This is a genomic window from Burkholderia sp. E168m22 (genome assembly GCF_001319805.1).
GTDB classification, from domain to species: Bacteria; Pseudomonadota; Gammaproteobacteria; order Burkholderiales; family Burkholderiaceae; genus Burkholderia; species Burkholderia orbicola.
Genome location: NZ_BBSK01000142.1, coordinates 1 through 22,030, shown reverse-complemented (window position 1 = coordinate 22,030; position 22,030 = coordinate 1). Strand labels below are relative to the sequence as shown.

The following is a 22,030-nucleotide window of genomic DNA, read 5'->3' as shown; positions in this document are numbered from 1 at the left end:
ACGGCATGGCAGAGTTCTTCATCAAGCGTCCCATTCTCGCGTGGGTCATGGCCATCGTCATCATGCTGGTGGGCGCGGCGGCGGTCACGAGTCTTCCCGTCGCGCAGTACCCCACCATCGCGCCGCCCTCGGTGCAGGTGACGGCCACTTACCCCGGCGCCTCCGCCGACACCGTCGCGGCAACCGTGACCCAGGTGATCGAGCAGAAGCTGAGCGGCATCGACAACGTGCTGTACATGTCGTCCACGAGCAGTTCCGCCGGGCAGGCCACCATCACGCTGACGTTCAATCCCGGCACGAATCCCGACATCGCGCAGGTACAGGTGCAGAACAAGGTGACGCAGGCCACGCCTACCCTGCCCCAAACGGTGCAGGAGCAAGGTGTGCAGGTCGCGAAGGCGTCGACGAGCTTCCTCATGATCGTCGCGCTCTCGTCGCCGGGCGGCACCTGGAATTCGGTGGATCTCGGCAACATCATCGCGACCCGGATCGAAGATCCGCTCGCGCAGTTGAACGGCGTGGGCGACGTGACGCTGTTCGGCTCGCAGCACGCGATGCGCATCTGGCTCAACCCGGTGAAGCTGCACAGCTTCGGACTCACGCCCGCCGACGTGACCACGGCCATCACGAACCAGAACGTCGAGCTTTCCACGGGGCAGGTCGGCGGCTCGCCGGCAACGGATTCGCAGGCCATCAACGCGACCATCCGTTCGTCGAGTCTGCTGACGACCGCCGACCAGTTCGCCGGCATCCTGCTGCGCGTGAACAGCGACGGCTCGCGCGTGCTGCTGAGGGACGTGGCGCGCGTGGAGGTAGGCGGCGACAGCTACGACACCTCGTCGCGCCTGAACGGCAAGCCGGCATCCGCGCTCGCCATCAAGCTCGCCACCGGCGCCAACGCGCTGGACGCAGCCAACGCCGTGCGCGCGAAGCTCGCCGAGATCCAGCTGCAATTACCGAAGGACGTCGCGATCAGTTATCCGTACGACACCACGCCGTTCGTTCGCATCTCGATCGAAGAGGTCGTGAAGACGCTGTTCGAAGCGGTCGTACTGGTCTTCCTCGTGATGTACCTGTTCCTGCAGAACGTGCGCGCCACGCTGATTCCGACCATCGTGGTGCCCGTTGCGCTGCTCGGCACGTTCGGTGTGACGTCGATGATCGGTTTTTCGATCAACGTCCTCTCGATGTTCGCGATGGTGCTCGCCATCGGCCTGCTCGTGGACGACGCCATCGTGGTGGTGGAAAACGTCGAGCGCATCATGAGCGAGGAGAAGCTCGGCCCGAAGGAAGCCACGCACAAGGCGATGGGGCAGATTACCGGCGCCCTGGTCGGCGTGACCACCGTGCTCACCGCCGTCTTCATTCCGATGGCGTTCTTCGCGGGCTCCACGGGCGCGATCTACCGGCAGTTCTCCATCACCATCGTCTCGGCGATGCTGCTGTCGGTCATGCTCGCGCTTACGCTCACGCCGGCGCTGTGCGCCACGCTGCTCAAGCGCGCCGACGTGGAGCACCACGAAAAGCGCGGCTTCTTCGGCTGGTTCAACCGGTGGTTCGCCAAGAGCAATGCGGGTTACAGTTCCTCGCTCGCACGCGTGGTCGCGCGGCCCGCGCGTTACATGCTTCTCTACGGCGCGATCGCCGGCGTCGTGGCGCTGCTCTACGTCACGTTGCCCTCCTCGTTCCTGCCTGACGAAGACCAGGGCTACTTCATCGTGTCGATCAGCGCGCCCGCGGGCACGCCGGCCTCGCGCACGCTGAAGACGGTGGAGGCCGTGGAGCAGTACGTGCTGAAAGACGAGCCGGGCGTCAAGCAGGTCATCGCCATCAACGGCTTCAGCTTCAACGGCCAGGGGCAGAACAACGCCATCGCGTTCGTGACGCTCAAGGACTGGAGCCTGCGCGGTTCGCGCGACAGCGCGTCGGCCATCATCGCGCGCGCCAGCCAGCATTTCGCCGGCAATCGCGACGCGCGCATCTTCGTGCTGAATCCGCCCGCCATTCAGGAACTGGGTACGCAAAGCGGCCTCGACTTCGAGATAGAAGACCGCGGCGGCGCAGGCCACGACAAGCTGCTCGCGGTGCGCAACCAGTTTCTCGGCATGGCGTCGAAGGAACCGACGCTCGCGATGGTGCGCCCGTCCGGCCTTGAAGACACGCCGCAGCTGCAGGTGGACATCGACCGCGAAAAAGCCAACGCGCTGGGGCTTTCCATCTCCGACGTCAACGACACGCTGCAGACCGCGTTCGGTTCGTCCTACGTGAACAACTACATCGACACGGGGCGCGTGCAGAAAGTCTATGTGCAGTCGGACGCGCCGTATCGCATGATGCCTGCCGACCTCGGCGACTGGTATGTGAAGGCAGGCAGCAGTTCGTCGGGTTCGTCGTCCTCGTCGTCCTCGAGCACCACCACGAGCACGACAGGCTACGACGCCACGATGGTGCCCTTCTCGTCGTTCGCAAAGAGCCACTGGACGTTCGGGCCGCCACAGATCGAGCGCTACAACCGGCAGCTCGCCGCGGGCATGTCGGCCGCCACGCGGCCCGGCGTGAGCACCGGCGAGGCGATGACGGCAGTCGAACAGCTTGCGCACAAACTACCGCCCGGCTTCGCCGTGGAATGGACGGGCCAGTCGTATCAGGAGAAGCAGGCCGGCTCGCAAGCCACGGTGCTCTATGCGATCTCGCTCGTCGTCGTGTTCCTGTGCCTTGCGGGCCTCTACGAAAGCTGGTCGATTCCGCTTGCGGTGCTGCTCGTCGTGCCGCTCGGTGTGCTGGGCGCGTTACTGGCCGCTCACGGGCGCGGGCTTTCGAACGACATCTACTTCAAGGTGGGGCTGCTGGCCACTATCGGTCTGTCCACGAAGAACGCCATCCTGATCGTCGAGTTCGCGAAGGATCTGCAGGCGCAGGGGCACAGCCTCGTGGACGCCGTACTCGAAGCCGCCCACATGCGGCTGCGCCCCATTCTCATGACTTCGCTCGCGTTCGTGTTCGGCGTGCTGCCGCTCGTCATCAGTACGGGGGCCGGCGCCGGCGCACGCCACGCCATCGGCACCGGCGTGACGGGCGGCATGATCGCGGCCACGGTGCTCGCCATCTTCTTCGTACCGGTCTTCTTCGTCGTGGTGCGCAGACTGTTCAACGAACACGGTCACACCACGGACACCGCCGACATCAACGAGGGCAACGCATGAAACGCACACTGATCGCCCTTGTTTGCACGGGCGTGCTGGCAGGCTGCACGCTGGACCCGACGTACCAAAGGCCGGCCGCACCGGTCGACGACACCTGGTCCACCGTGCCCGCGCTGGCGCAGCCGAAGGCCGCGCAGAGCACGGCTGCGGCACCGCCGGGAGCCGACCTCGGCTGGCGCGATTTCTTCAAGGACCCGCGACTGCAAAAGCTGATCGAACTCGCGCTCGCGAACAACCGCGACATGCGCGTGGCCGCGCTCAACGTGGCGCAGTACGAAGCGCAGTACCGCATTGCGCGCGCCAACGTCGGACCGGCCATCAACGCATCCGGCTCGGTCACGCGCGAACGCGTGGCCGGCTCCACGAGCGCATACAGTTCGAGCAGCGCGAGCGTGGGCCTCACATCGTGGGAAATCGACTTCTTCGGCCGCCTGCGCAGCCTCAAGCGTCAGGCGCTGGAGCAGTACCTCGCCACGGACGCCGCGCGCACCAGCACGCAGATCAGCCTGATCGCGACCGTCGCCACCGACTATCTGCAACTGCTCTCCGACGAGACGTCGTTGCAGATCGCGCAGAACACCGTGGATGCGGACCAGCACACCTACGACCTCACGGTGAGCATGATGAAAATGGGCAGCGCGTCGCTGCAGGACGTGCGCCAGGCTGAAAATTCGCTGGCGAGCGCGCGGTCGAGTCTCGCCTCGTACACGCGTGCGGTCGCGCAGGACCGCAACGACCTGGTGGCCGAAATCGGTGCGCCGCTGCCCGACGATCTGCCGCAAGGCCCTTCGTTGATGGAAAGCGAGAACACGTTCGCGGACATCGGCGAAGGCGTGCCGTCGGACCTGCTCGCGCGCCGGCCCGACATCGTCGAAGCCGAGCACACGCTCAAGGCCGCCAACGCCAACATCGGCGCGGCGCGCGCCGCGTTCTTTCCGAAGATCGAGCTGACGGCTTCCGCGGGCACCACGAGCGGCAGCCTCTCGAACCTGTTCAAGGCGGGCACGGGGGCGTGGACGTTTGCGCCGTCCATTTCGGTGCCCATCTTCGACTTCGGCTACAACCGCGCCACGCTGGACGTGGCGAAGGTCGAGAAGGACATCGACATCGCCAACTACGAAAAGGCCATCCAGACGGCGTTCAAGGAAGTGTCGAATGCACTCGCGGGACGCACCACGTACGTCACCCAGGTAGCCGCGGACCGCGACTACGTCAACTCCGCGCAGCAGTACTACGACCTCGCGCAGGCACGCTACCGCAGCGGCACCGACAGCTTCCTGACCCTGCTCGACGCGCAGCGCACGCTCTACGCCGCGCAACAGCAACTGGTCACGGACATGCTCGCCAAGCAGTCCAATCTCATCACGCTGTACAAGGTGCTGGGCGGCGGCTGGCGGGAAACGAGCGCGGTGGCGCAGCGGTAGCCTCCGTACGCCCGTGAACGACGCGCTTTCCCACATCACGGGCGTCTTGCTATTGATGCTCCGTTCCCCCACGACGGGCTGCTGGAAACAGCCGTGCGCACGACGGATCGCACGCGGTTCTCACGAAAGAGCAGCGTACGGAGGCGTCGCCGGCCCTGTCGCTGATCACCGATGCACTGCGCCATCGACGCTGGCGCAGCGTCTCCCCCGCTCTATCGCGCGCCGCCCCGTCGCCACGGTGCGCCCGGCCCGATCGCACCGGCACGCCGGGCGACACGCTCCACCCGACGTCCCGGTGATAAGCTCGGCATCGACGCGCCGTCGCGCATCCCGTCACCCGACCAACCCTACGCCTCCCGCGAGTCCGCCCATGCCCATCGCTCCTGCTGTCGTCTCCGCCTTCACGCCCACCGGCAAGCTTCGCGCATCGATCAACCTCGGCAACCCGATCCTCGCGAACCGCGACCCGGTAACGGGCGAACCGTTCGGCGTATCGATCGACCTCGCCCGTGCCTTCGCCGAGCGCCTGTCGGCCGACCTGGAACTCGTCGTGTTCGACGCCGCCGGCAAATCGGTGCAGGCGCTGACCGACGAGCGCGCCGATTTCGGCTTCTTCGCGGTCGATCCGCTGCGCGGCGAAACGGTCGCGTTCACCGCGCCGTACGTGCTGATCGAAGGCTTCTATCTCGTGCCGGATGCATCGCCGATCCGCACCAACGCGGACGTCGACCAGCCGCACAACCGCGTGGCCGTCGGCAAGGGCAGCGCGTACGACCTGTTCCTCACCCGCGAACTGAAAGCCGCGCAGATCGTGCGTGCGCCGACGTCGCAAGCCGTCGTGCCGACGTTCGTCGAGCAGCAGCTGGAAGTGGCGGCCGGCGTGAAGCAGCAGCTCGAAACCGACGCCGCGAAAACGCCCGGCCTGCGCCTGCTCGACGAGCGCTTCATGGTGATCCGGCAGGCGATGGGCGTGCCGAAGAGCCGCGGCGACGCGGCCGCCGCGGCACTGGCCGCGTTCGTCGAAGACATGAAGGCGTCGGGCTTCGTCGCCGATTCGCTGCGCCGGCACGGCATCACGGGCGCATCGGTCGCGCCGGCGGGCTGATCGACAACCGCGCCGAAACCGGTACGGCCCGGACAATCGGGCCGTGTCGCCGATCAGCGCTGTGCCGCGAGCGCTTCGGTGATCGCGAGGAATCGCGCGATATCGTCCGGCGCATGACAATGGAGCGGCGAGATCCGCACCGCGCCGGCGAGCCCGAACGATTTCAGCATCCGGCCCGAGTACAGGCTCGACGCAACGCGCTCGTAGACGATCACACCGTGCTTCTCGTATTCCCGCACCGCCTGCGTCGGTTCGAGATGCGCGAAGCCGATCCCGACGATCAGGTCGCGCTGCGTCAGGTCGTCATGATCCCAGTAGACGTCGACGCCGTCGATCGCGCGCAAGCCGTCGAGCAACGCGGCGAGCAGCGCGCGTTCATGCAGCTCGATCCGGTGCATGCCCTCGACAAACAGCGTGCGCCGGTCGTCGGAATCGGTGAAATACCGGCCGATCCACGCCACGTAATCGACAATCGACGATACGACCGCAAATTGCGCGGGCGCCGGGCTCCCGAGTTCCCATACGCCGTTCTCCTTCGCGGCGAGCCGGTGATGCGGCAGCGCGGCCGCACGCGGCGACAGCCACGACATGCCCGAGCCGCGGCATCCGAAATACTTGTACGGCGCGAAGTTGATCCCGTCGACCGGCGTGCGCTGCAGGTCGATGACCCCGTGCGGCGCATGCTGGACCGCGTCGACGACGATGAACAGATCGGGCTTCTTCTCTCTCGCCCGCGCGACGATCGTCTCGATGTCGAATTTCGCACCGGAGATGTTCGACGCCGCCATCACGCTGAGCAGCGCGGTATCGGCGTCGACCAGCGCCACGATCGCGTCGACGTCCACGCCACCGGTCTCAGGATTGCTCGGCGCGATGCGCAGCGTCTTGCCGGTCCGTTCCGCGTAAACCGTCATTGCATCGTAGGACGACGGGTGCTCGAGCACGGTCGTCACCGCGTTGGTGCCCGGCACGTTCTCCATGATCGCGCGCACCATGTCGAACATCGCGCCCGATGCGGTCAGCGACGCATACACGGTGCCGCCCTGCGCGTTCAGGATCGTGCGAACGTCGTCCTCGCCGCGCGACTGGATCGCCTGCAGATCGAGCGCCCGCGCATGGATACGCTCCGGGCAATCGGGCAGCGCATCGACCCGCGCGTACGCGTCGACTGCCGCCTTCAACCGGAACGACCCGCCCGCGTTGTCGAAGAACAACCGCTCGCGGCCGTCGACGTCGCGATCGACGTGATGAAAGTGCGACTTGATCTGCTGCATCAACGCGTCGGGAAAAAGTGCGCCATGGGGACTGCTCATCTTCGATGCTCCTGTTTGCTTCGGAATGTTGTGCGGTGCATGCATGGCGGCGTTCAGCCGCGCAGCGATTCGACGTACGCGCGGCCCTTTTCCGCGTCGTACCGGCCTTCCCATTTCGCGATGACGAGCGGCGCCAGCGCATTGCCGACGACGTTCAGCGCGGTGCGGCCCATGTCCATGATCCGGTCGACGCCGGCAATGAACGCGAGCCCTTCGAGCGGCAATCCCGCGCTCGCGAGCGTCGCGAGCATGATCACGAACATGAAGCCCGGCACACCGGCGGCGCCCTTCGACGTGACGACCATGGTCAGCGTCAGCAGCACCTGCTGCTGCCAGCCGAGGTGCACGCCATACAGCTGCGCGACGAACAGCGTGCCGATGCCGAGATAGATCGACGCGCCGTCGAGGTTGAACGTGTAGCCGGTCGGCACCACGAACGTCGTGATGCTCTTCGGCACGCCGTAGTCCTCCATCTTCTTCATCAGTTGCGGCAGCACGGTCGCCGAACTGCAGGTCGAGAACGCGATGATCAGTTCGTCCTTGATCACGCGCAGCAGTGTCAGGATGCGGAACCCGAACAGCCGCGCGGTCACGCCGAGCACGGCGATCGCGAACAGCAGGATCGCGAAGTAAGTGACGGCGACGAGTTTCAGCAGCGGCAGCAGCGATCCGAAGCCGAAACTTGAAACGGTCACCGCGATCAGCGCGCACACGCCGACCGGCGCATAGCGCATCACCATGTTCGTCACTTTGAACATCGCGTCGGCGACGCCCTTGAGCATCGCGAGCACCGGCTTGCGATGCTCTTCCGGCACGGACTGCAGCCCGAGCCCGAACAGCAGCGAGAAAAAGATCACCGGCAGCAGGTCGCCCTTGGCCATCGACGCGACGATGTTGTCCGGGATGATGCCGAGCACCAGCGCCATCAGCCCGTGGTGCGCCTGCTGCACCTGTTGCGTGGTCTGCTGGTAACGGGAAATGTCGGTGTGCCCGAGTTGCGACATGTCGGTGCCGACGCCCGGCTGCAACACGTTGCCGATCACGAGCCCGAGCACGATCGCGATCGTCGTGATCACCTCGAAATAGAGCAGCGTCTTGATGCCGAGGCGTCCGAGCGACTTGCCGTCGCCCACGCCGGCGATGCCGATCACCATGCTCGTGAATACGATCGGCACGACGATCATCCGCACCAGCTTGATGAAGATGTCGCCGGCCGGCTGCAGCACCCCGGACACGGCCGTGTCGCGCAGTTGCGGAAACCGGTTCAGCACGAGCCCGGTCGCGATGCCGATGACGAGGCCGATGAGGATCTGCCACGCGAGCCCGACGCGCGGCTTGCGGGCCGCGCCGACGACGGGCGGGGAGTCGATGACGGTGTCCATGCAATCTCCAGAGAATGGGGGGTCGATTGAACGCTGGGTGCGATGCGGCGCGTTTTCTGATGAACGCACTCGCCAGGCGACGCAACGGGAGCACCTTAAACAGCCTAAATATGTAAAAAAAGCGATTTTTTGACATGAGAACATATCGCTTTTCTTCATCTATCGAGTGAGACGCGATGCTGACGTTCAAGCAGATGGAAGCGCTGTACTGGATCGTGCAGCTCGGCTCGTTCGACGCGGCCGCGACGCGCCTGAACACGACGCAGTCGGCCGTATCGAAGCGCATCCAGGAGCTCGAACGCGCGTTCGACCTCACCGTGTTCGATCGCGCGCATCGCAGCGCGCGGCTCACCGACAAGGGCGCGGAGCTGTTCGACCATGCGAAGGCATTGCTCGAACAGCGCGACCGCGTGGTCGAGCGGATGAGTTCGAAGGAAGCGCTGGTGCGGCATGTCCGGATCGGCGTGACCGAACTGACCGCGCTGACGTGGCTGCCGCGCCTGATCGCGGCGATCCAGGCCGCCTATCCGCGCGTGCACGTGGAGGCCGAGGTGGACCTGACCGCGACGCTGCGCGACCGGCTCGCGGCCGACACGATCGATCTGATCGTGGTCCCGCAGATTCATGCGACGGACGCGTTCACGGCGACGGTGGTCGGCGAGGTCGACAACGCGTGGATGTGCGCGGCCGGATTTATGCCGACGTCCCGCGCCGCCCTTGCGTTGACGGAGATCGCGCGGTTTCCGCTGATCCTGCAGGGGAACCTGTCGGGCACCGGGCATCTGTACACGCGCTTTCTGCAGGAACACGGCGTCGCGACTCAGCGCGTGCTGTCGAGCAACAGCCTGCTCGCGCAGATCGGCCTGACGCTGTCGGGCCTGGGCATCAGCTATCTGCCGAAGGCGTGCGTAGCGCACCTCGTCGCTTGCGACGCGCTGGAGATCGTGCGCACGCAGCCGGCGCTGCCGCCGGTTCGCTACGTCGCGCTGCACCGGGCCGAACGCGCTCATTCGCTGACCGCCGAGATCGTCCGGCTCGCGGAGCAAGCGTGCGATTTCAGCACGAGCCTGCTGGACCCGCGGGCGCACGACTAGCGCCTGTTCACGGTGGCGCGGCATCCCGGCACCACAACATCGTCGGTGGTGCAGAACAGTGGCGAAATGGCGCGGCGCAGGTTACCGCCATCCGGCGCCCGTCGAACAGGCAATGTGCTGCGTCGCACCAATCCTCACCCGGTTGCGCCGGCGCACGGGCAGGCAGCGCCACCCCCGCCATCACCGTCGCCCCATCGGCCATGATCCGGCGCTAGCGCAAACCCGAACCCGGTTGCACTGTTCAGCGCGATTCTGGTCCTGTATCGTCCTTCCATCCCCGATTGCGAAACCGCTGCATGGGAGGCTTACGATGCGAAAAAAGAATGCTGCAGCCGTCTGGATCCTGGTCGCGATGGCGGCAGGCATCGCGATCGGCTACATGGTCTTCACGAGCTTTCCGGACAAGAAGGCCGCCGCCGAAGTCGCCGGATACATCTCGCTCGTCTCGGACGTATTTCTGCGCCTGATCAAGATGGTGATCGGGCCGCTCGTCTTCTCCACGCTGGTCGTCGGCATCGCGCACATGGGCGACGCGGCCTCGGTCGGGCGCGTATTCGCGAAATCGATCACCTGGTTCATCACCGCGTCGCTGGTCTCGCTGCTGCTCGGGCTGCTGATGGCGAACCTGCTGCGGCCCGGTGACAATCTCGGCCTGCCGCTGCCGGACATCGGCGCATCGGCGAACCTCGCGACATCCAAGTTCACGCTGAAGGATTTCGTCGGCCACATGGTGCCGAGGTCGTTCGCCGAGGCGATGGCGAACAACGAGATCCTGCAGATCGTCGTGTTCTCGATGTTCTTCGGCGTCGCGCTCGCCGCGCTCGGCGAGCGTGGCAAGATCCTCATCGCCGCGATCGACCAGCTGTCGCACGTGATGCTGAAGATCACCGGCTACGTGATGAAGCTCGCGCCGCTCGCGGTGATGGCCGCGATGGCCGCGACCGTCGCGGTCAACGGGCTATCGGTACTGCTGAAGTTCGCGGTGTTCATGGGCGACTTCTACGTCAGCCTGTTCCTGCTCTGGGCGTTACTCGTGTGTGCGGGGCTGGTGTTCCTCGGGCCGCGGGTGTTCAAGCTGCTGGTGCTGATCAAGGAAGCGTTCATGCTGTCGTTCGCGACGGCCAGCTCCGAAGCCGCGTACCCGAAGATCCTCGACGCGCTCGACCGCTTCGGCGTGAAGCGCAAGATCTCGAGCTTCGTGATGCCGATGGGCTATTCGTTCAACCTCGACGGCTCGATGATGTACTGCACGTTCGCGTCGCTGTTCATCGCGCAGGCGTACAACATGCACCTGTCGCTCGGCACGCAGATCACGATGCTGCTGGTACTGATGCTCACGTCGAAGGGAATGGCCGGCGTGCCGCGTGCGTCGCTCGTCGTGATCGCGGCCACCCTGCACCAGTTCGGGCTGCCGGAGGCAGGGCTGCTGCTGATTCTCGGCGTCGACACGTTCCTCGACATGGGCCGCTCGGCCACCAATGCGGTGGGCAATTCGATCGCGAGCGCGGTGGTCGCGAAATGGGAAGGCCAGCTCCTGCCGGAAGCGGAAGCCGAAGCCAACGCTGCGCGCATCGAAGCGGAACAGGAAGCGACGATCGCACATCCGACGGAAGTCTGACGGAGGCCCGGCGATGAAGATGCAGCGATTCTGGCGTGCGCTCGCGCTCGCGGGCCTGCTTGCGACGGGCGCGGCCGCGCGTGCGGACGATGCGCCGTCGACGCCGCCGCGCGTCGAGCCGTTCGCGCCGGCCCAACTGACCGGCACGCTCGCGAAGGTGCGCAGCAGCGGCACGATCGCGCTCGGCTATCGCGACGCGTCGATCCCGTTTTCGTACCTGAATGCGCGCAACCAGCCGATCGGCTATTCGATCGAGCTGTGCAAGGCGCTCGTGGCGTCGATCGAGGATGCGATCAACCAGAGCCTGACGATCCGCTGGGTGCCGGTCACGTCCGACAACCGCATCGACGCGGTGGTCAGCGGCAAGGTCGACCTGGAATGCGGCTCAACGACCAGCAACCTTGAGCGCCAGAAACGCGTGGCGTTCTCGCCGATCTTCTTCGTGGCCGGCACGAAGGTGATGGTGAAACGCGGCGCGCCGATCCGCTCGTTCCGCGATCTCGCGGGCAAGAAAGTCGCGGTGACGGCCGGCACGACCAACGAGAAGGCGCTGCGCGACCTGAATGACAAGTTCCGGCTCGGGGTCCAGCTACAGGTGGTGCCGGACCATGCGCAAGGCTTCGCGCTCGTCGCGAACGGCAGTGCCGACGCGTTCGCGACGGACGACGTGTTGCTGTACGGCCTGATCGCCGAGAATGCGAGCAAGGGCGGCCAGTACGACGTGGTGGGCGATTTTCTATCGTACGACCCGTACGGCATCATGTTCCGCAAGGACGATCCGCAACTCGCGCAGATCGTGAAAAGCACGTTCCAGGAATTGGCCGCCGACGGCGAGATCGCACGTCAGTACAAGCGCTGGTTCCTGCGCCCGCTTCCGTCCGGCTTGAGTCTGAACCTGCCGATGAGCCCTCAGCTGGAAACCATCATCGAGGCGATCGGCGTCAACGCGAATTGAGCGCGGCGCCATCGTCGACATGAAGGACGAGACGAGAACGGCCCCGATGCCTCACCAGGCATCGGGGCCGCTCGCCGGATGCGACGCGTTCAGCCGACCCGCGCCGCGCCCTGCTGCTCCGCTTCGGCGTCTTCGCTGGCCGCTCGGGCCAGCACCGGCTTCAGCGCTTGCCCGGTATGGCTGGCCTTCACCTGCACGAGCCCTTCCGGCGCCGCCGCCGCGACGATCGTGCCGCCGCCCACGCCGCCTTCGGGCCCGAGATCGATGATCCAGTCGGCTTCGGCGATCACGTCGAGATCGTGCTCGATCACGACGACGCTATGCCCGGCATCCACCAGCCGGTGCAGCACGCGGATCAGCTTCGCGACGTCGGCCATATGCAGGCCGACCGTCGGCTCGTCGAGCACGTACAGCGTGTGCGGCACCTTCTGGCCGCGCCGCGTGATGTCGTCGCGCACCTTCGTCAGCTCGGTGACGAGCTTGATGCGCTGCGCCTCGCCGCCGGACAGCGTCGGCGACGGCTGGCCGAGCGTCAGATAGCCGAGCCCGACGTCCTTCATCAGCTGCAGCGGATGCGCGATGTTCGAGATCGGCGCGAAGAACTCGACCGCCTCGTCGATCTCCATCGTCAGCACGTCGCCGATGTTCCGGCCGCGCCACGTGACGGCGAGCGTTTCCGGATTGAAGCGCTGCCCGTGGCACACGTCGCACGGCACCTTCACGTCCGGCAGGAAGCTCATGCCGATCGTGCGCACGCCCTGCCCTTCGCACGCGGGGCAGCGCCCGTCGCCGGTATTGAACGAGAAACGCGACGCCGTATAGCCGCGTGCGCGCGCTTCGAGCGTATCGGCGAACAGCTTGCGGATCGTGTCCCACACGCCGATATAGGTGGCCGGGCACGAACGCGGCGTCTTGCCGATCGGCGTCTGGTCGACTTCGAGCACGCGATCGATCTGCTCCCAGCCGCTCAGCGACTCGCAACCTTGCCACGCATGCGTGACGTTCAGCGACGGCCGCGGTGCGCTGCGCGCGAGCACGCTCGAACGACGGTTGGTGGCCGGCGCGTCCTGCTGCGCGGCCTTGCGCGCACGCCGCGTGGCGGGCGACGACAGCACCGAGCGGCCGACCGCGTCCAGCAGGTTCGTCATCAGCACGTCGCGCGCGAGCGTCGACTTGCCCGAACCGCTGACGCCCGTGACCGCGACGAGCCGCGCGAGCGGAATGCCGACCGTGACGTCGCGCAGGTTGTGCAGCTGCGCGCCATGCACGGTCAGCCAGGCTTCCGGCACGGCTTCACCGCCCTTCTTGCCCGGCAGGCTCACGCTGCGGCGCGGTTGCAGCGGGTGCGTCATCGGCTGCGCGAGCAGGCGCCCCGTCACCGAATCGGCCCGCGCGGCGAGATCGGCCACCGCGCCTTGCGCGACCAGCGTGCCGCCGCGCTTGCCGGCGCCCGGGCCGACGTCGATGATGTGATCCGCGCGGCGGATCGTGTCCTCGTCATGCTCGACGACGACGAGTGTATTGCCCTTGTCGCCGAGCTTGCGCAATGCATCCAGCAGGATCTGGTTGTCGCGCGGATGCAGGCCGATGGTCGGCTCGTCGAGCACGTAGCACACGCCCTGCAGGTTGCTGCCGAGCTGCGCGGCCAGCCGGATGCGCTGCGCTTCGCCGCCCGACAGGCTCGGCGCCGCACGGTCGAGGCTCAGGTAGCCAAGCCCGACCTCCTCGAGAAACGCGAGGCGGCTGCCGATCTCGCTGACGATGTCGCGCGCGATCTGCGCGTCGCGCCCGGTGAGTTCCAGCGCGTCGATCCAGCGGCGCGTGTCCGACACCGTCCACTGCGCGACCTCGACGATCGGATGCGCGTCGAACGTGACCGCGCGTGCGGACGGGTTCAGCCGCGTGCCGTGGCAATCCGGGCACGGCTCGTTGCCGACGCCTTCCGGCTCCTGCTCGTCCGACGGCAAGGTCTGTTCGCGGCCGCGATCGTCGCCGGCGAGCACCGTGTCGTCGTACGCGGCGCGCTGCTCGCGGGTGAGCGTGACGCCAGTGCCGACGCAGGTCGTGCACCAGCCGTGCTTGCTGTTGTACGAGAACATCCGCGGGTCGAGCTCCGGATAGCTCGTGCCGCATACCGGGCACGCGCGCTTCACCGACAGCACCTTGACCGCGCCGACCTGCGCGGTCGAATGATCGTTCTGCATCGCGTGGTGCAGCCCGTCGAGCGGCGCGAGCAGGTGCATCACGCCCTTGCCGAGCTCGAGCGTCTCGTCGAGCCTGCGCCGCAACTCGGCTTCGTTGTCCGGCGACACGACGATATCGGCCACCGGCAATTCGATCGTGTGCTCGCGGAAGCGGTCGAGCTTCGGCCACGGATCGACCGTGACGAATTCGCCGTCGACGCGCAAATGCGTGCTGCCGCGCGCCTTCGCCCACTTCGCGAGATCGGTATACACACCCTTGCGATTGACGACGAGCGGCGCGAGCAGCCCGACGTGTTCGCCGCGATGATCGCGCAGCAGTTGCGCGGCGATCGATTCGACGGATTGCGACGTGACCGGTGTGCCGTCGTGGATGCAATGCTGCAGACCGAGCTTCACGTACAGCAGCCGCAGGAAATGCCACACTTCGGACGTGGTCGCGACCGTGCTCTTGCGCCCGCCGCGCGACAGCCGCTGCTCGATCGCGACGGTCGGCGGAATGCCGTACACCGCGTCGACCTCGGGGCGGCCGGCCGGCTGCACGATCGAGCGCGCATACGCGTTCAGCGATTCGAGGTAGCGGCGCTGGCCTTCGTGGAACAGGATGTCGAACGCGAGCGTCGACTTGCCGGAACCCGACACGCCGGTGATCACGTTGAACTTGCCGTGCGGGATGTCGACGTCGAGCGACTTCAGGTTGTGCTCGCGCGCGTTGACGATCCGCACGACGTCCTCGCCTTCGATCGCACGGCGCGCGCGTGCCGCGTTCAGCGCGGCCTGCAGCGGCACGCCTTCGTCGGCAGCCGCGGCTGCGCCCTCCATCTCGCGGTCGTACTGCAGCAGCGCCACGCCGGTATGCGATTCGGCGCAGGCCTTCACGTCGTCGGGCGTGCCCGCGCACAGCACCAGGCCGCCGCCGTCGCCGCCTTCCGGGCCGAGATCGATCAGCCAGTCGGCCGCGCGGATCACGTCGAGATTGTGCTCGATCACGATCAGCGAATGGCCGGCCGCGAGCAGCTTGCCGAACGCCTGCATCAGCTTCGCGATGTCGTCGAAGTGCAGCCCGGTGGTCGGCTCGTCGAACATGAACAACTTCGCGCGGGCGATGCGCGCCTCTTCCGTCGCGACCCGGCGCCCGTTGGTCGCCGCCGCGGATTCGGCGAGGAAGCCGGCGAGCTTCAGGCGCTGCGCTTCGCCGCCCGACAGCGTCGGCACCGGCTGGCCCAGCTTCACGTATTCGAGGCCGACGTCGACGATCGGCTGCAGCACGCGCAGCACCTCGGCATCGGTTGCGAAGAACGCAGCCGCCTCGCTGACGGTGAGATCGAGCACATCGGCGATGTTCAGCGCGCGGCCGTCGCGCTCGATACGCACTTCGAGAATCTCAGCGCGGTAGCGGCTGCCGTCGCAATCCGGGCAACGCAGGTAGACGTCGCTCAGGAACTGCATTTCGATGTGTTCGAAGCCCGAGCCGCCGCAGGTCGGGCAACGGCCGTCGCCCGAGTTGAAGCTGAACGTGCCGGCGCCGTAGCCGCGTTGCAGCGCGAGCGGCGCCTTCGCGAACAGCTTGCGGATTTCGTCGAACGCGCCGACGTAGCTCGCCGGGTTCGAGCGCGTGGTCTTGCCGATCGGCGACTGGTCGACGAACACGACGTCGCCGACCTGGTCGGCGCCCGTGAGGCTGCGGAACGCGCCCGGCGATTCGGTCGCCTTGCCGTGATGGCGCGCCATCGCCGGATACAGCACGTCCTGCAGCAGCGTGGATTTGCCGGAGCCGGATACGCCCGTCACGCACACCAGCCGCTGCAGCGGGATCTCGACCGTGACGTCGCGCAGGTTGTGCTCGGTCGCGCCTTCGAGCACGATGCGCGGCGTGTTCGCGTCGACCACGCGGCGTGCCCAGTTCGACGCATGCGCGACCTGCTTGCGGCCGCCGAGATACTCGCCCGTCAGCGTGTGCGCCGAGCGGATGTCGCCGGGCGTGCCGTCGTACACGATCGTGCCGCCGCGCTCGCCCGGGCCGGGGCCCATGTCGATCAATCGATCGGCCGCGAGCATCACCGACGGATCGTGCTCGACGACGACCAGCGTGTTGCCCGCGTCGCGCAGCCGCTGCATCGCCTCGACGATCCGCGTGAGATCGCGCGGATGCAGCCCGATGCTCGGTTCGTCGAGCACGAACAGGGTTTTCGTGAGCGACGTGCCGAGCGCCGTCGTCAGGTTGATCCGCTGCACCTCGCCGCCCGACAGCGTGCGGCTTTGCCGGTCGAGCGTCAGGTAGCCGAGCCCGACGTCGCACAGGTATTTCAGGCGCGTGCGCACCTCGGCGAGCAGCAGCTTCAATGCGTCGTCGAGCAGCGCGCTCGGCAGCACGATGTCGTCGAAGAAGCGCCGGATGCGCTCGATCGGCAGCAGCATCAGGTCGTGCACGGTCAGGCCCGGCAGCGCTTCGAGCTGCGCGCGGCTCCAGTCGACGCCGCGCGGCATGAAGCGGTCGGCCGGCGCGAGCACGGCGTCGGCATTCTCTTTCGAGCCGAGCCGCCATTGCAGTGACTCCGTTTTCAGGCGCGCGCCGCCGCACACGTCGCACGGCGTGTAGCTGCGGTATTTCGACAGCAGCACGCGGATGTGCATCTTGTACGCTTTCGATTCGAGGTAGCCGAAGAAGCGCTTCACGCCGTACCACTGGCTCTGCCACTTGCCGTTCCAGTCCGGCGAACCGTTGACGACCCAGTCGCGCTCGGCGTCCGTCAGCTCGGACCACGCCACGTCGCGCCGGATGCCGGCCTTCGCCGCGTAGCGCATCAGGTCGTCCTGGCACTCTTTCCACGCGGGCGTCTGCATCGGCTTGATCGCGCCGCCGCGCAGCGTCTTGCGCGCGTCGGGAATCACGAGGCCGAGATCGACGCCGATCACGCGGCCGAAGCCGCGGCAGGTCTCGCACGCGCCGTACGCCGAGTTGAACGAGAACAGCGCCGCCTGCGGCTCCGCGTAGCGCAGGTCGCTGTCGGGATCGTGGAGCCCGGTGGAAAAGCGCCAGATCAACGGCTCGGCCGTTGCGTTTTCCGCTTCCGCGGCCAGCACGTACACGTTCACGCGGCCGCCGCCGCGCTTCAGCGACGCCTCGATCGCCTCCACCACCCGCGCCTTGTCGGCCTGCTGCACGCGAAAGCGGTCGGCCACCACGTCGAGCATCTTGCGCGGCCCGGTGGGCGACGCGACCTCGCGCTGCGCCTGCACGCGCGTGTAGCCGCTCGCCGACAGCCACTGCGCGATTTCCTCGTCGGACACCGCCTCCGGCAATTCGACCGGGAACGTGACGACGACGCGCGGATCGTCCGCCTGCGTGCGCGCGACGAGTTCCGCGTAGATCGTCTCCGGCGTGTCGTGCCGCACCTGCCGCGCGGTCTTGCGGTCGAACAGCTCGGCCGCGCGCGCGTACAGCAGCTTCAGGTGGTCGTTCAGCTCGGTCATCGTGCCGACGGTCGACCGCGAACTCCGAACCGGGTTGGTCTGGTCGATCGCGATCGCGGGCGGCACGCCGTCGACACGCTCGACCTGCGGGCGATCCATCCGGTCGAGGAACTGCCGCGCGTACGCGCTGAAGGTTTCGACGTAGCGCCGCTGGCCTTCCGCGTACAGCGTGTCGAACACGAGACTCGACTTGCCGGAGCCCGACGGGCCGGTCACGACCGTCATTTCACCGGTACGCAGGTCGAGATCGAGATTCTTGAGGTTGTGCTGACGTGCTCCGCGAATGCGGATCAGATTGCTGGATGACAATTTGCCTGCCCGTCTGAATGAGTTAGCCGGAATTCACGGTGCCGGAACGCTGCGGCGGATGCCCGCAGGCGCGGCGCACGTGCCGCAAGGGTTGGACCTGTGCGGCTCGAGTTCGACGGGTACTATACTGTATATTCATACAGTTTTCCATGACGACCCTGCGGGCTTCATGGGCAGGCGGCCGGGGATTCCCCGTCGGCATCGGCTATCCGGAAATCGCGCGCCTGCGATGCGCGGACGAAACAGCGCGCGGCTTCAGTGACGCGCCGCCCTGCACTAACCGCGCTTGCGCAGCGGGTCCAGCAAGCCTCTCAGGCCGTTGTGGTCGATTTCGTGCATCAGCGCGAGCTGCCGGCCGAGTTCGCCGCGCGGAAACCCTTCGCGGGCCAGCCAGTTGAGATAGTTGCCGGGTAGGTCGGCAAGAAGCCGGTCCTTGTATTTACCGAAGGGCATGGTGACGGTAACGAGGCATTCGAGGTCGGGGGATCGCATGCGGGTATTGTGCACGGCTTTCCGCTTCCGCCGCATGCAGGCCGATCAGGGTCGACCGACGGTTGTAAGACCGCCTCGTCGCGCGTGCCGAAAGCGGACCGCCGCCCCGCTTCCCGCCTGCTAGACTGAAATTTCCCCCTGCAAACCCTGGAGGGAATCATGATGTCCATCTATGTCGTGAAGACCGGCGAGCAGTTCCTCTGCACCGCCGAGGACGGCGATATCGGCATGGCGCCGGCCATCGAGGATGCCGCCTCCTTTGGTTCGTATGACGAAGCGGAGCAAGCCGCGAGCGCGAATGCCGACCCCGGGTACGAGATCGTGGCCGTCTGCATGATCCGACACTGAGCGCCATCCACGGCCCGGTACGGATGGCGATCCGCGTGCCGGACGCCAGTCGTCGCTCGGCGGCGGCGCCGCTGCGACGGACACCGCGTGCGCACGCCGCAACGAGCCCTACCCGCGGCCGTTGTCCGCGGCGAGCACGCATTGCCGCAAGCGAGCCGCCTGGCTTCGACGGTCACGCTTGCGGCAACCTGGCCGCGGCGTCCTACTTCTGCAGCGAGATTTCCACGCGACGATTGCGCGCGCGCCCTTCGGCGGTATCGTTCGACGCCGCCGGATTGGCTTCCCCGTGACCGACTGCAGCGAACGAATCCGCCTTCAGCCCGTGCTCGCGCAAATACCCGGCGACCGCATCCGCCCGGCGCTTCGACAGCGCCTGATTGTGCGCATCCGAGCCGGTCGCGTCGGTATAGCCGTCCACTTCCACGCGCGCGAAATGCCGGTCGGCCTGCCGGTTCAGCAGCGTGTCGAGCGCGGCGGTGGCCGCAGGCGTCAGCGCGGCCGAGTCCGTCGCGAAATACGCATCGCCGGTCAGGCTCACCTTCTCGACCGGCGCGGGCGCCGGCGCAACGGCCGCGGCCGTCGGCGCGGGGGCCGCCCCGCACTGGAACACGATCGAATGCGGATCGGCGCCGTCGCGGTACGGCGTCGTGGTGTCGACCAGGCGCACGGGCTCGTTGCCGCACATGCGCGTCGCGACCTTCATGCAGGTCTTCGCGGTAGACAGGATGCCGTGGCAATCGACCTGGAACGTCCGGATGCCGTTTCGCGACTGCAGCTCGTACGCGTTGTACGTCGGCCCCGACGCACTCGAACAGGCCGCGAGGGAAACGACGGACGTCAGCAGAACAAGATGGATGTTTTTCACTTGATGACTCCGAGAATGCGATGAGCACGGCGCGTGCGGCGCGATGTCGCGACGCCTCCGCGCACGTTGGCGTTCGGCGCGGTCCGCTCCGGCCACGCGGGCCGGAACGAACCGCTGCGCACGATCACTTCCACTGATACAGCATGCCCGCGCCGACGACGCGCTGGCTGCCGGCGAAACCGCCGTTCAGCGTCGCCTTCAGGTTCTCCGTGACGCGCGCCTGCACGCCGACCGCCATGGCCTTCTGGCCCTGGAACGTCGCCGTGCCGACCCCCATCGCGAAATTCGAATCGCGGTCCATGTGCGGAATCGACGCCATCGCGGCGGTCGCGGCGATCCCCTCGCGGGCCATCGAATCGGTCTGCTGGATCTGCTGCTGCATCTGCGTGAGCTGGTTGTTGACCGTGTTCAGCGACTGCGTGAACTGGTTCGAGACCGCGTTCAGCTGGTTCACGTTCACCGCGTCGGTGCCCTGCGTGCCGGCCGCGACGTTCACGACCTGACGCGCCGAATCCGCCGAGCCGACCGCGACCACGTTCGAGCGGCCGCCGTCGTTGCTGCCCGTGCCGATCGCGGTCGAGTTGTTGCCCGCTGCCGTGGCGCCCACGCCGATCGCGGAAGAGCCGTTGCCCGATGCGAGCGCATTGTTGCCGACCGCCGTGCTGTTCGAGCCCGATGCGACCGCCCCCGAGCCGCCCGCCGACGAATTCGACCCGCTCGCGCCCGGCGGCACGTTCGTGCCGTTCGGGTTCGTCGTGTACTGCCCGCCGAGGTTGGCCGTGCGCTGGTCGATCAACGTCGTCAGCTGGTTCGCGACCGAATCGAGCTGTGACACGTTCACCGCGTCGGTGCCGTTCTTGCCGGCCGCAAGGCCGGTGATCTGGCGGTTGCCGATGTTGATTTCGCCAGCCGACGACTGCGGGCTGCTCAGGCCGTACGCGACATAGTTCGTCAGCGCGCCGACCGTGGTCAGCGAACCGGCGCCGAGCGCGACGCTATTCGCGAACGTGGCCGACGCACCGGCGCCGAGCGCGAGCGCATCGGTCGCCGTGCTGCGCGCGCCCGAACCGAGCGCGACGCTGCCGACACTGACCGCCACCGCATTCGCGCCTTGCGCGACCGACTGCGCGCCGGTCGCCGTCGCGCCGCTACCCAGCGCGATCGCGTCGGACTGCGCGGAACTCGCCGCCTGGCCGATCGCGATCCCGCCCGGTGCGGTCTGGTCGACGATCGCGCCGTTGCCGATACCCACGCCGTTGTCGCCGTTGACGACCGTCGTCGGCCCGACCGCGACCGATTCCGCGCCGACCGCGAGCGAATCGGCCGCCGTCGAATTCGCGTGGAAGTACTTCTGGCCGGTGACCGCGAACGACTGCAGCGCGCCGGTCAACTGGCGCACCGTCACCGCATCCTGCTGGCCGGTGCCGTCCGCGACGTTGGTGATCTGGCGGTACGTCTTGTTCGTCGCATCGCCCACAGACACCGCGCCGAGCAGCGTCTGGTCCGTCGTGTCGAACGGGATCGACGCACTGCCGTTGCGGAGGATGCCCGACGACGGCACCACGGCGCGATCGGCCACCGAACCCGAGCCGAGCGCGATGCTGCCGTCCACGCGCGCGATCGCGTTCGGTCCGATCGCGACGCTGTCCAGGCCGAGCGCCTGGCTGTCCGGTGCGGTCGAGTTCGCGTGGAAGTACTTGATGCCGTTCGCGTTGATGTTGTCGATCGCCGAGCCGACGTTGTTGTTGATCGTCGTCGAGCCGTCGCTGTTGTACGTCACGTACGACGGTGACGAGATCGTACCGGTGGTCGGATCGTAGGTGGCCCCGCCGCCGATCGCACCGGCCGTGCTGTTGCCGAGATTCGTGTTGTTGTTCGCGATCGAGCTGAGGCCCGTCGACAGCGAGCTGATCCCGGTCGACGTGGCGGTCGACAGCGAGGTCAGGCTGCTGTTCGTCGAACTCAGGCCGGTGGACAGCGAGCTGATGACCGTCGAGGTCGACGTGGACAGCGACGTGACCGAGCTGTTGGTCGAACTCAAGCCGGTGGACAGCGAGCCGACGACGGTCGAGGTCGACGTGGACAGCGAGGTCAGGTTGCTGTTGGTCGAGCTCAGGCCGGTGGACAACGAGCCGACGACCGTCGACGTCGACGTGGACAGCGACGTCACCGAACTGTTGGTCGAACTCAGGCCGGTGGACAGCGAGCTGATGCCCGTCGAGGTCGACGTGGACAGCGACGTGACCG

Annotated in this window: 13 protein-coding genes; 7 read left to right on the top strand and 6 right to left on the bottom strand. The window is 67.0% G+C overall.

All coding sequences use genetic code 11. The features are described 5' to 3' along the window. The first annotated feature begins 5 nt into the window (after window positions 1-5). From AP428_RS31515 to AP428_RS31505, 3 genes are all read left to right on the top strand, one after another. Entirely contained in the window at window positions 6-3,203 is a 3,198-nt protein-coding gene (locus AP428_RS31515; protein ID WP_054928631.1) for an efflux RND transporter permease subunit, read from the top strand. Beyond that, on the top strand, window positions 3,200-4,627 hold the full coding sequence (locus AP428_RS31510; RefSeq protein ID WP_054928630.1) for an efflux transporter outer membrane subunit: 1,428 nt from the start codon (window positions 3,200-3,202) through the stop codon (window positions 4,625-4,627). Before AP428_RS31515 ends, AP428_RS31510 begins: the two co-directional genes overlap by 4 nt. A 370-nt stretch (window positions 4,628-4,997) precedes the next feature. Further along, window positions 4,998-5,732, top strand: a complete 735-nt coding sequence (locus tag AP428_RS31505; RefSeq protein WP_054928629.1) for an ABC transporter substrate-binding protein — start codon at window positions 4,998-5,000, stop codon at window positions 5,730-5,732. Between the two features lie 53 nt (window positions 5,733-5,785). On the opposite strand, the gene AP428_RS31500 is transcribed toward AP428_RS31505, so the two are convergent. Next, complete coding sequence (locus tag AP428_RS31500) at window positions 5,786-7,045, bottom strand: aminotransferase class V-fold PLP-dependent enzyme (protein WP_054928637.1); 1,260 nt, start codon at window positions 7,043-7,045, stop codon at window positions 5,786-5,788. Between the two features lie 53 nt (window positions 7,046-7,098). Continuing rightward, window positions 7,099-8,427, bottom strand: a complete 1,329-nt coding sequence (gene gltP, locus AP428_RS31495) for a glutamate/aspartate:proton symporter GltP (protein ID WP_054928628.1) — start codon at window positions 8,425-8,427, stop codon at window positions 7,099-7,101. Window positions 8,428-8,603: 176 nt separating this feature from the next. Between gltP and AP428_RS31490 the strand changes: the two genes are divergently transcribed. The 3 genes from AP428_RS31490 (at window position 8,604) to AP428_RS31480 (ending at window position 12,094) form a co-directional block, all read left to right on the top strand. Further along, the gene (locus AP428_RS31490; RefSeq protein ID WP_054928627.1) at window positions 8,604-9,521 is read left to right on the top strand and encodes a LysR family transcriptional regulator; all 918 of its coding nucleotides are present in this window, start codon (window positions 8,604-8,606) and stop codon (window positions 9,519-9,521) included. Between the two features lie 310 nt (window positions 9,522-9,831). Continuing rightward, window positions 9,832-11,139 carry a dicarboxylate/amino acid:cation symporter gene (locus AP428_RS31485; protein ID WP_023475159.1) on the top strand — a complete coding sequence of 436 codons (1,308 nt, stop codon included), beginning with the start codon at window positions 9,832-9,834 and terminating at the stop codon, window positions 11,137-11,139. 13 nt (window positions 11,140-11,152) lie between these two features. Further along, window positions 11,153-12,094 (top strand): amino acid ABC transporter substrate-binding protein, encoded by a 942-nt coding sequence (locus tag AP428_RS31480; RefSeq protein ID WP_054928626.1) that lies wholly within the window; start codon window positions 11,153-11,155, stop codon window positions 12,092-12,094. An 89-nt stretch (window positions 12,095-12,183) separates the two neighbouring features. Here the strand turns inward: AP428_RS31480 and uvrA are convergent, their stop codons facing one another. Both uvrA and AP428_RS31470 read right to left on the bottom strand, forming a co-directional pair. Further along, on the bottom strand, window positions 12,184-18,078 hold the full coding sequence (gene uvrA, locus AP428_RS31475) for an excinuclease ABC subunit UvrA (protein ID WP_054928625.1): 5,895 nt from the start codon (window positions 18,076-18,078) through the stop codon (window positions 12,184-12,186). Between the two features lie 276 nt (window positions 18,079-18,354). After that, the gene (locus AP428_RS31470) at window positions 18,355-18,570 is read right to left on the bottom strand and encodes a DUF3820 family protein (RefSeq protein WP_027805708.1); all 216 of its coding nucleotides are present in this window, start codon (window positions 18,568-18,570) and stop codon (window positions 18,355-18,357) included. A gap of 159 nt (window positions 18,571-18,729) precedes the next feature. On the opposite strand from AP428_RS31470, the gene AP428_RS31465 reads away from it, so the two are divergent. Next, a complete protein-coding gene (locus AP428_RS31465) occupies window positions 18,730-18,918 on the top strand; it encodes a hypothetical protein (RefSeq protein ID WP_023475168.1) in 189 nt (62 codons plus the stop codon). Window positions 18,919-19,120: 202 nt separating this feature from the next. Here the strand turns inward: AP428_RS31465 and AP428_RS31460 are convergent, their stop codons facing one another. Then, window positions 19,121-19,783: an OmpA family protein gene (locus AP428_RS31460; RefSeq protein ID WP_054928624.1), complete on the bottom strand. Its 663-nt coding sequence runs from the start codon at window positions 19,781-19,783 to the stop codon at window positions 19,121-19,123. Window positions 19,784-19,907: 124 nt separating this feature from the next. Beyond that, window positions 19,908-22,030: YadA-like family protein (locus tag AP428_RS31455; protein ID WP_197285625.1), on the bottom strand; the 2,123-nt coding region annotated here is incomplete at its 5' end.

Bases quoted from the DNA above. Each gene is read 5' to 3' on its own strand.
- AP428_RS31515 (WP_054928631.1), top strand. From the start codon at position 6: ATGGCAGAGTTCTTCATCAAGCGTCCCATTCTCGCGTGGGTCATGGCC.
- AP428_RS31510 (WP_054928630.1), top strand. From the start codon at position 3,200: ATGAAACGCACACTGATCGCCCTTGTTTGCACGGGCGTGCTGGCAGGC.
- AP428_RS31505 (WP_054928629.1), top strand. From the start codon at position 4,998: ATGCCCATCGCTCCTGCTGTCGTCTCCGCCTTCACGCCCACCGGCAAG.
- AP428_RS31500 (WP_054928637.1), bottom strand. From the start codon at position 7,045: ATGAGCAGTCCCCATGGCGCACTTTTTCCCGACGCGTTGATGCAGCAG.
- gltP (WP_054928628.1), bottom strand. From the start codon at position 8,427: ATGGACACCGTCATCGACTCCCCGCCCGTCGTCGGCGCGGCCCGCAAG.
- AP428_RS31490 (WP_054928627.1), top strand. From the start codon at position 8,604: ATGCTGACGTTCAAGCAGATGGAAGCGCTGTACTGGATCGTGCAGCTC.
- AP428_RS31485 (WP_023475159.1), top strand. From the start codon at position 9,832: ATGCGAAAAAAGAATGCTGCAGCCGTCTGGATCCTGGTCGCGATGGCG.
- AP428_RS31480 (WP_054928626.1), top strand. From the start codon at position 11,153: ATGAAGATGCAGCGATTCTGGCGTGCGCTCGCGCTCGCGGGCCTGCTT.
- AP428_RS31470 (WP_027805708.1), bottom strand. From the start codon at position 18,570: ATGCGATCCCCCGACCTCGAATGCCTCGTTACCGTCACCATGCCCTTC.
- AP428_RS31465 (WP_023475168.1), top strand. From the start codon at position 18,730: ATGATGTCCATCTATGTCGTGAAGACCGGCGAGCAGTTCCTCTGCACC.